The 9,073-nt window shown below is 34.4% G+C and carries 7 protein-coding genes; 1 reads left to right on the top strand and 6 read right to left on the bottom strand.

Going from position 1 to position 9,073, the window contains the following annotated elements; all coding sequences use genetic code 11:
• Positions 1-44: 44 nt before the first annotated feature.
• Positions 45-950, bottom strand: a complete 906-nt coding sequence (rpoH, locus tag AABE15_RS00150) for an RNA polymerase sigma factor RpoH (RefSeq protein ID WP_338329251.1) — start codon at positions 948-950, stop codon at positions 45-47.
• Between the two features lie 439 nt (positions 951-1,389).
• Positions 1,390-2,382, bottom strand: a complete 993-nt coding sequence (locus tag AABE15_RS00145; protein ID WP_338329250.1) for an RluA family pseudouridine synthase — start codon at positions 2,380-2,382, stop codon at positions 1,390-1,392.
• Positions 2,383-2,400: 18 nt separating this feature from the next.
• Here AABE15_RS00145 and AABE15_RS00140 point away from each other — a divergent pair, with 18 nt between their 5' ends.
• A complete protein-coding gene (locus AABE15_RS00140) occupies positions 2,401-2,754 on the top strand; it encodes a hypothetical protein (protein ID WP_338329249.1) in 354 nt (117 codons plus the stop codon).
• Positions 2,755-3,600: 846 nt separating this feature from the next.
• Here AABE15_RS00140 and AABE15_RS00135 read toward each other — a convergent pair.
• The 4 genes from AABE15_RS00135 to AABE15_RS00120 form a co-directional block, all read right to left on the bottom strand.
• Complete coding sequence (locus AABE15_RS00135) at positions 3,601-4,245, bottom strand: hypothetical protein (protein WP_338329248.1); 645 nt, start codon at positions 4,243-4,245, stop codon at positions 3,601-3,603.
• Between the two features lie 823 nt (positions 4,246-5,068).
• On the bottom strand, positions 5,069-5,959 hold the full coding sequence (locus AABE15_RS00130; RefSeq protein ID WP_338329247.1) for an AAA family ATPase: 891 nt from the start codon (positions 5,957-5,959) through the stop codon (positions 5,069-5,071).
• A 266-nt stretch (positions 5,960-6,225) separates the two neighbouring features.
• Positions 6,226-7,128: an AAA family ATPase gene (locus AABE15_RS00125; RefSeq protein WP_338329246.1), complete on the bottom strand. Its 903-nt coding sequence runs from the start codon at positions 7,126-7,128 to the stop codon at positions 6,226-6,228.
• Between the two features lie 237 nt (positions 7,129-7,365).
• Entirely contained in the window at positions 7,366-9,045 is a 1,680-nt protein-coding gene (locus AABE15_RS00120) for a glycoside hydrolase family 43 protein (protein WP_338329245.1), read from the bottom strand.
• Positions 9,046-9,073 lie beyond the last annotated feature (28 nt).

Genomic DNA, 9,073 nt, shown 5'->3' with positions numbered 1-9,073 from the left:
GCTCTAAAATATACATAGAGCCATCATCTTTGTTCACATAGTATCTAAGCAACAGCTTGGTTGGGATATATTCCTCTAGAATTGTTGTGCGAGGTAGCTGTTTTCATAATTTGTTGAAGTTTTTCAAAGGCACGTACTTCAATTTGTCTTATACGCTCTCTGGAAATTTTATAGATTTGAGATAATTCCTCTAAAGTTGCAGGCTTATCTCTTAATCTTCTTTCTACCAAAATTTCTCTTTCTCTTGGTTTAAGCGATTTCATTGCTTCTTGAAGCAAATCGGTTCTTGAGAAAAGTTCTTCTTTTTCGGCATAAAGATCTTCTTGATTTGTTCCGTCATCGACCAGCATACTTTGCCATTCATTATAATCATTGTCACCGCCAATAGGGCTGTTTAAGCTATGATCTTGTGCGCTCAGCCTTTGATTCATACTGGTGACTTCTTCTTTACTTACACCCAAGGTTTTTGAAATAATTTGTAATTGTTCTGGTGTAAGATCACTGTCGCTAAACGCTTTAATTTGGCTTTTAACGCGTCTTAAATTAAAAAATAGCTTTTTTTGGTTTGCAGTTGTACCAATTTTCACTAAAGACCAGCTATGAAGAATATACTCTTGAATTGCTGCTTTAATCCACCAAATTGCATAAGTTGTAAAGCGGAATCCTCTGTCGGGATCAAAACGCTGAACCGCTTGTAACATACCGATGTTACCTTCACTGATAAGTTCATTTAAAGGTAAACCATAGCCTTTGTAGCTAGCAGCTATTTTTACTACCAGCCTAAGGTGTGCAGCAACTAAGGTATGCGCTGCATCAATATCATCATTATTTTTCCATTTATTTGCTAAAGCAAATTCTTCTTCCGAAGTTAGAATAGGAAATTTTCGAATATGTTGAATATATTGGGTTAGGTTGGTATCAGAGGCCAATTTTAACGTTGAAGAAACCATATCCTGTGCTCCTTAATGATATTCGGTTCAAGATTTTGTAGATCTTTAACTTTAATTCTTATTTTTACTGCTTATGTTTGCAGCCTATTTGATGCGGTAGTAGCAATTATTTCTAATATGTATCCTTTATACCAGACTAATTTAGTCCTGTCAAAATAAAACGTATTTTTAACGTTTTTTTTAATTGATAAATTCGATTAATTTTTAATTAACTTATAATTGTTAATAAATTTAACCAACTAAAATAACGTTTTCGTGCCTAAATATGACATAAAAATTAGGCTTTGTTAATAACAAATTAAGACTATTTAAAAAAAAACAATAAAATATAATAAATTTAATATGAATTTTCTAAGTTTCAGCCCTTTAAAGTAAATTAATGAATAAAATTATGCTTTAGGCTTATCCTTTTATTTTTGATTTAAAAAATAAATTGTTATTATATGTTAATGTTTTGTAATTTTTTTATCAAAGACGCCATATCTTCGGGTAACGGAGTTTCGAATCGCATATATTCCCTGGTAATCGGATGTTCAAATCCAAGTACGGCCGCATGTAATGCCTGTCTAAGAAAATCTAGGGCCATTGCTCTAAGAGTAGGGGGCATTTTTTTTGCGATAGCAGGTATACGTTTTAAATAAATTGAATCGCCGATTAAGGGATGGCCAGATTTAGAGAGATGTACACGTATTTGGTGGGTTCGACCCGTATCGAGTTTGCACTGAACTAAACTAACGGATTGTTGAAAAATACTGAGCGTTTTGTAATGCGTTTTGGCATATTTTCCTCCCTTAAGAACAATAGACATTTTTTTGCGATTAAAAGCATCCCGTCCAATTGCTCCCTCAATTTCTCCAACAGCCGGATTAAGTATCCCCCAACAAAGCGCATAGTATAGTCTTTCAATTTTTCTAGCAGCGAATGCAGCGGATAGTTGAGTCAAACTTCGTTCTGTTTTTGCAATAACCATAACACCAGTCGTATCTTTATCAAGCCTGTGGACGATTCCGGGACGTTTTTCTCCTCCAATACCACTTAAACTACTGCCACAATGTGCTAATAAAGCATTAACTAATGTGCCATTTTCATTTCCAGGTGCAGGATGGACGACTAGGTTAGCTGATTTATTAATAACTATTAATTCATTGTCCTCATAAATGATGTCGAGGTCTATGGCTTGTGGTTCTAGATAATAATCTTTCACGTTTGGTATTATCAATTCAATTATATCGTTATATTTTACTCGTAACGAAGGGTCTGTGGTTACTTTAGAATTGTGTTTGCAATAACCTTGTTGAATAAATAATTTTAGTCGAGAGCGCGAATAATTATTGTTTATAGAAGCTAAAAAAAAGTCTAAGCGTAAGTTATTATTTTCTTTATTGACTGTATATATATAGGGTGAACTGACTTCGTCAGCGGCATTAGACATAGAAAGAGTTCCATTTACATGAAGATGACATCGGATCAGAACGAACCTCTAACAGGAAAAAATAAGGGCTTGTTGGTTATAGTTATAGTATTAGGAGTTTTAATTATCATAGGAACAACAGTGCTAATATTTTCTATTATTAATCGTTTTGGCCATCAACAAGAAAATATACAAAAAAGTTTAACTTCTACCATTGTAGATAAACCTATAAGTATCTTGAAAGAACCAAAAGGGACACGTATTACACAAATTGTAAGTCAGTCGCCACGTGTTTTAGTAATTTCTTTAAAAGAAGGAGGAGTGTCCGATAGGCTTGTATTTTGGGACACGACGCTTCAAAAAAAAATAGCAGAGGTAAAACTCTCGGAATGAAGATAGTCAAGTTAACCCTATTTTTAATTTAGTAAGCAATGGTTAATTTCAATTATACATAAGCATTATTTTATATATAAGATCTGGTATTAAGATTTAATTTAATGGTTTAGAGTTCAAAATTGTCCAGAATCAAAACGATTATTGGATTGCCCTCACTATACATGAAGAATCTTTCGATTGATTTTTTTGCTAACATCATGAGATTGCTCAAACTATTTATGAATAGGGTAGAAGAGAAGCAAGCTGATTAAAAAGAGCCGTCGTTTAAATTAGAGTAATGGCTGCTTTTTTACTGATATTACATTGTAATGATTGCCGAAACTTTAGTTTCGACAATGTCCTTTCTTCAATTAAGATTTTTAAAATTGTTTTTGAAAATCTTTTTAGAGCAACTTAGTTAGAGTTTCTCGAATTTTTCAGTGTGCTAAAGTAAAATTAAGCTAACTTATTGATAGTAAAAGAAAAGCAATCTCTTTTATAAAAAAATTCTAGTAAAATTACTTAATTTTTAGTTTTTTCAAAGTTTATTACTTTTGTTAGGGCAATTCTATTTCTTAACATTAGAAAAACTGCATAAGATTTGTTTGGAACAACGAAAAGGCTTTGCCTGCAAGGCAAAACACTTACTTTCTTTTGGATGGATAACAATTGCTTTTTTTGGAAAAAATGATTCTTCAATCAATATCAGGATCACATAGCATGAAATCCTATCAAGGTTCCCACTGTAAATATTTAAGAAGAGCTGAACGTTAAAGAAAACATATTGGGAAAAAGGTTTTTTTAAAACCCTGTTCGTAGCAATGCGGGTAAGAGAGAAGAGGCTGGAAAGTTTAAAAACTGAAATTAACTAGTCAATATCAGTTTGACATAGATTGTATTGTTTTGAATATAAAATTCGTAATTCATGGTATGCTCAGTCGTGTCATTTAATTCAATATGGGCTTTACAAGAGATACGATCTGGTAAGGAATTTATGGTCTCTATTTGGTCTATTAATATAAGAGAAAGACCAAGGTTTCTCCTTAATTGTGATCCTTCAAAGGCATGCCCAACATCATATTTAGCTATTTCCGAGTCACATTTTGGTAATCCGTTACCGAAAATATTTATTGGAGCATTTGTTATAGGGTTTGACATCAAAAAAATGATGTAAATAATCCATAGAATCCATGGAAGTGTTTCTAAAACAATAGCTGTAGGCTTGTATTTTCTTGGAAGCAAATGACCGCAATGATGACATTTATTTACTTCTGACGAAATGTCTTTATGACACACAGGGCATGAGATTATAGTGGGTGCATGTTTGTTTTTACTTGGTAAAAGCTCCATAACGAAAAGTAAAGGAGAACATAAAAAAGTTAATAAAACCCATATTTCACTCAGCCCTTTTCTTTTTTTTATAGATATCGCTGCAACAGTAGAAAATGTAGTAATGATCAACCCAAAAATAATAGAATATAAATTTAGATTTAAATTAAAATTATTCATTTTATTCTCCTTATCATTTTATAAATAAGGTGAATAAAGAAGCGTTAACAAGAATAGTTTTGATTGCTCTTTAAATTGTGAACAAGGGGAAATGCATAACCCATGATATTCTAATTGGAAGCTTTTGTTTATGAGAAGGTTTTTGCATCAATGACGGTAGAATATATTCTTATAAGGTCAAATTTATATATCCTTTTATTTTAAGCTTACCAACATTAATAGTTTTTTATAGATCAAAATTTTCTTATTAATTCAGCAAATGTGAAATAAAATGCTAACATACCCAAAGTTTCATAATCCGTAAGTTTGTCAGTATATAGTTTGTGAGAGATTTCATTATAAAAATTTAAAATAAATTCAGATTCATTGGATTCGATAGATTGATCGGAAGTGTTATTGTGGTAGTGCAATTTTCCAGCTTGCATATCAAAATTATGAATTTTTTGATTACCAATACCGATTTGAAAGAAGCTGGCGATTATAGGATTATTAGGGTTTTAAAGCTTTGGGAAATTGCGAAGACCTTTTGCAGTATTTTAGTTAAATTATTCTCTTAACCGAAATTCGTAAGTTGTTGCGCACGCACTACGTTGCTTTAAGGTCCAACCAGAAAATGTGGCCTATATTAGCCGCAGGTTGGGCACCATTTAGAACGACAACCAACCCTGGGACATCGAGCATGGAAATTACTTTTGCCTCACTACAACGGAAGGTTTTGTCAAAGTTGGATGCGAAAATAGAAAACAAGACATTGATATATAGCACCTATTTTGTTTGCAATAATTATTAATATTCTTAACTGTAGCTTATTTTTAATGTGTGATTATTTTCCTATTAATTGCTCGTTTATCCATTTTTCGATGTTCTCTATGAAAGGTTTAAGACCTTCTTTTATTATAAACTCAGGATGTGTATCGTACGCAATTGCTGCATGGCGTTCTGCTATATATCTTTGGACACAACTTTTAATAGACTCTTTAGTTTCAGGCTTTTTTTCATTTTGGTTAATTGAAAAAGAAGTAAATCTTTGTGAAAATTCTTCGATTTCATTTCCATAAAAGCTTAAAATAACGTCTTCTGCAGAGTGGTCATTGAACGCTTCTGCAAAATCACTTAAAATTTTAACTCTATCTTTTTCAGTTTCGAAATGTTTCTTTATATAGTTGCGCTTCTCTCTTTTCCCTGCTTTATCTGCATCCATTAATACAATTACTTTTTGCCTCCATCCCAACAAGATACTCAATATCGGGGAAAATGCTACAACGCCTGTTCCAGGGATAATGGAAATTTTGTCTTGAATAGTTTTGGATAAGATCAGCGAAAAAAAGAAAAAATCAGTTTTTCCTTCTACCAGCAATGAAGGCCTATCCATTTCGAACGAAGAAGGGACAAAGTCCAAGATATGAGTTAAGGGAAGAAGATAGCTTTGTTGATTAGGAAATTTATTCAAACTCTGTTTATAGGGTATAGCTTTGATCCCTGCTGTTTTGGGGTCGTTAGAAACTACAATTGTGTTTTCAATCAGTTCCTTTTTTAGAAAATAATGACTGTGTGTCGTATAAATAACTAAATTATTGTGCTCACTTAGTTTAATGAAATCCTCTAAAATTTTTTGTTGTGCCCTCGGATGTAAAAATAGAGCTGGTTCATCAAATAAGTAAATATTTCCCTTTATGTTACGCAGTTGGTGTGCACTAAAAGAATTAAATTTCATAACATGATACGTACATAACTTGAAATTTAAATACTATTGAAAACCCGAGGAACGATCATCAATAGAATATGTTTCGCCGTTTTCTGATATAGATAATTCAAAATACAAATTTCTTTCTTTTTCGAATTTTGATTTTTTTTTGTCCTTTTTTCGTCGATGAAAATACATTTTAACCACTATTTTCATGTTGGTTTCTGTTGGATTTTCTTTTAAATGTATTTCATACCAAGGTTTGATAATGATTTCTGTAAGTTTGTTTCCTAGAGTCAATTCAACATTTTTTTTAAAGTTTTATAATGTTTAAATTTCTCTGATATTGATTTTTCAGATGAAAATGATGGAGTAACTTTTATTTTTGAAATTGAATCATTATAGTTGGTATGGATCGTTGCTTTTATTTCAAAAATTTCTGGTTGAATTTCACTGAGAATATCTAATAAATATCCACCATAACCTTTATCTGATGGAGCCTCATACTCAAACAAATATCTTAAAAAAGGTTCATTTGGCATATGACCAAATCCTGCTACGATTTGTTTAGGAAATTTAAAATTGAATTGAGAAAAGTAAAAAATTGACGAATCCCAGTGCCTATCATGAGCATCTGTAATATCCCTATCCATTTTAAAAGGAGTTGGTGGGATTTTAGATTCTTTCTTCTTCGTATCTATAGGATTATTTTCTCCTGCATCATACAAATGTATTTCTTGTTCAGAAGTACGATGCTCCCCATAATGAAGGATTCTTTCAAAAATTAAGTTATGATCTGCTGTATTATCTATATCTTCTAACGTGGCTTTACGTGTTTCTAATTTATCTTTGTTTTCTTCTTCTGGGTCGTACTCTGGTTTATTTGGGTGTGTATAAAATTCCTTAAATTCCGAAGGAGTAACTCGATAGAAAATTCTAATTGTTGATTTGTCTTTGTTAGATTCTCCAGCTATCTTAGAAACATGTCGATGTTCGTCATGTGTTCTATATCCTGATTCATTGTCAGGTGCGTTGTTCTTTGGTATTATTCTAAGGCAGCTAATTGCCTCAAGGATGGTTGTTTTTCCGGATTCATTTAAGCCGATTAAGGGAAATAAACGAGGGTTGTTAGTGTTTAATACAATCTCACATTCTTTAATTCCCCTGTAAGATTCAATCTTAAACTTGGTAATGTGCATAATGGAATCAATTCAATACAGATGTTAAATGATGGGGAAAGATGATTAACTGAAAATAATTTTAACAGGCTAAAATTATTTTCTATGAGCAAAACTTTCTTTTATTTTTTGATTGTAAAATGTGATCGGAGGAATTGAAATCATTGACACATCCTTTCCTTTGTTAAGTCGATTTTACTAGGATCGTTATCTATTATTATATTCCTTATTAAGGAAAAATTGGTCAGCTATGGCTATTTAATTAGCTCGTAATTCACTGGCCTTCCAGCTATAAGCGTCGTTGCCGATCAATGAATCGCCAAGTTCGTGATAATCGAAATGATAAAATTCAGCGCTGGCGTCGTATCCGGAATAGTCTACCGCCGCAAGGCCAACGAATGCCCCGGTAAAGAATCCGCCATAGCTTTGCAGGACATAATCATCTGAAAGAACGGCGGCATCTAATCTGATGGGAATTTCAATGAATTCAATCCCATCAAAGCTATATTCGTAACTATAGGTTTGTTTTCTGACGCTCGTTCGGAACCAAATAAATTTAACATCGTCCGGAACCTTAATAGCATTATCCTTGAGATATGACGTGTATTTCCCGCGATTGTTTTCAGCTAGTTCGATGACTTTGCCATTCATTTCATTCCAGGTAATGAAAATGAAACTCCAATGGCGATCGTTGTAGTAGTTGGTTAGCCCAGCCATTTGCTGGTACGTAAATGGATTAAATTTGACCTTGACTTTGGCATCAAAGTAAAAAGCTTGCCAACGGCGGGCAATGAGAGAAAGGTGATGCGTGTTGGCCAAGGAACCTTGGCCGATTAACGTTAACTTTCCATCGCCAGTGGTACCCATTTTTTTGGTAAACGGCACCCGCAGGGTGTTCCAGTTGAGATCAAGGGTCGGCGTCGTAAACTCATCGTGCTGGCTATTATCTTGCGCGCTTTCTCTGTAAATGGCTCCTTTTGGGCCTTCGACAAAGGTTTTTCCGCCGTGGCCACCTTCAATACGGGGCCAATCTTCCTTGTCCCAATAAACTTTCTGAATAGCAGTTTCTCTGCCCAGTGTGGACCAGCCACGAGGATCGTAGATGGACTCACCCGGACGATTCCAGGGACGAGCGCAGAGCGAGGCGTAATACCATTCACCGTCGGGGGTTGAAACCAAAGCTCCATGTCCTTGTTTTTGGATATAGCTGTCCAGCGTATCAACGTTAGTTAAAAAGATTTCTCCTGGCTCAGTTTCAAAGCTGTCGGCATGTAAGGTTTTAGAACGCGCAACCACCTCCTGATGTGTAAAAACGGTCCCACCCTGAGCAGCAAAAAGATAGTAATAACCGTTCAGTTTATAGAGATGTGGCCCTTCAACAAGCGCAACCGGAGTTCCTCTATAAATAGTACGTGCAGTTTCTGGCATTAATTTCAGTGTTGTCGTATCCAACTCAGTTAGCGTAATGCCATTAAAGGGATGGTGATATTCTCGATGATCCCAGGTCTGTTGGACGATATATTTACGGCCATCATCATCATGAAAAAGTGAGGCATCAAAACCAACGCCATTAAGCTTGATGGGATCTGTCCATGGACCACGGATATCCGTGGCGGTGGTCAGATAGTTAATCATATCTTTAAAGGCGCCTTCGGTGACTTTTACATCGGTATAAACTAACCAGAATTTACCTTGCGCATAGGAGAGCGCTGGGGCCCATATTCCACCAGATGACGGATTACCTTTCATCTCTAAAAGAGTAGTCGAGGATAAGGGGGCAGGAAGAAGATTCCAGTGCTGCAGGTCTTTTGATGCATGCAAACGAACGCCCGGGAACCACTCAAACGTAGAGTTGGCGATATAGTAGGTGTCGTCTACACGAATAATACTTGGGTCGGCATTAAATCCACGTAATATAGGGTTTTGAATAAGTGACATAGAATTACATCTTTTTTAAATTAAAAGT

It is taken from the genome of Commensalibacter sp. Nvir (genome assembly GCF_963921845.1).
Taxonomy (GTDB): domain Bacteria; phylum Pseudomonadota; class Alphaproteobacteria; order Acetobacterales; family Acetobacteraceae; genus Commensalibacter.
The sequence above is the reverse complement of the archived record's forward strand: the minus strand, read 5'-3'. Positions and strand labels throughout refer to the sequence as shown.

Coding starts and splice junctions, on each gene's coding strand:
- AABE15_RS00140 (WP_338329249.1), top strand. CDS start 2,401: ATGAAGATGACATCGGATCAGAACGAACCTCTAACAGGAAAAAATAAG.
- AABE15_RS00125 (WP_338329246.1), bottom strand. CDS start 7,128: ATGCACATTACCAAGTTTAAGATTGAATCTTACAGGGGAATTAAAGAA.
- rpoH (WP_338329251.1), bottom strand. CDS start 950: ATGGTTTCTTCAACGTTAAAATTGGCCTCTGATACCAACCTAACCCAA.
- AABE15_RS00130 (WP_338329247.1), bottom strand. CDS start 5,959: ATGAAATTTAATTCTTTTAGTGCACACCAACTGCGTAACATAAAGGGA.
- AABE15_RS00145 (WP_338329250.1), bottom strand. CDS start 2,382: ATGTCTAATGCCGCTGACGAAGTCAGTTCACCCTATATATATACAGTC.
- AABE15_RS00135 (WP_338329248.1), bottom strand. CDS start 4,245: ATGAATAATTTTAATTTAAATCTAAATTTATATTCTATTATTTTTGGG.
- AABE15_RS00120 (WP_338329245.1), bottom strand. CDS start 9,045: ATGTCACTTATTCAAAACCCTATATTACGTGGATTTAATGCCGACCCA.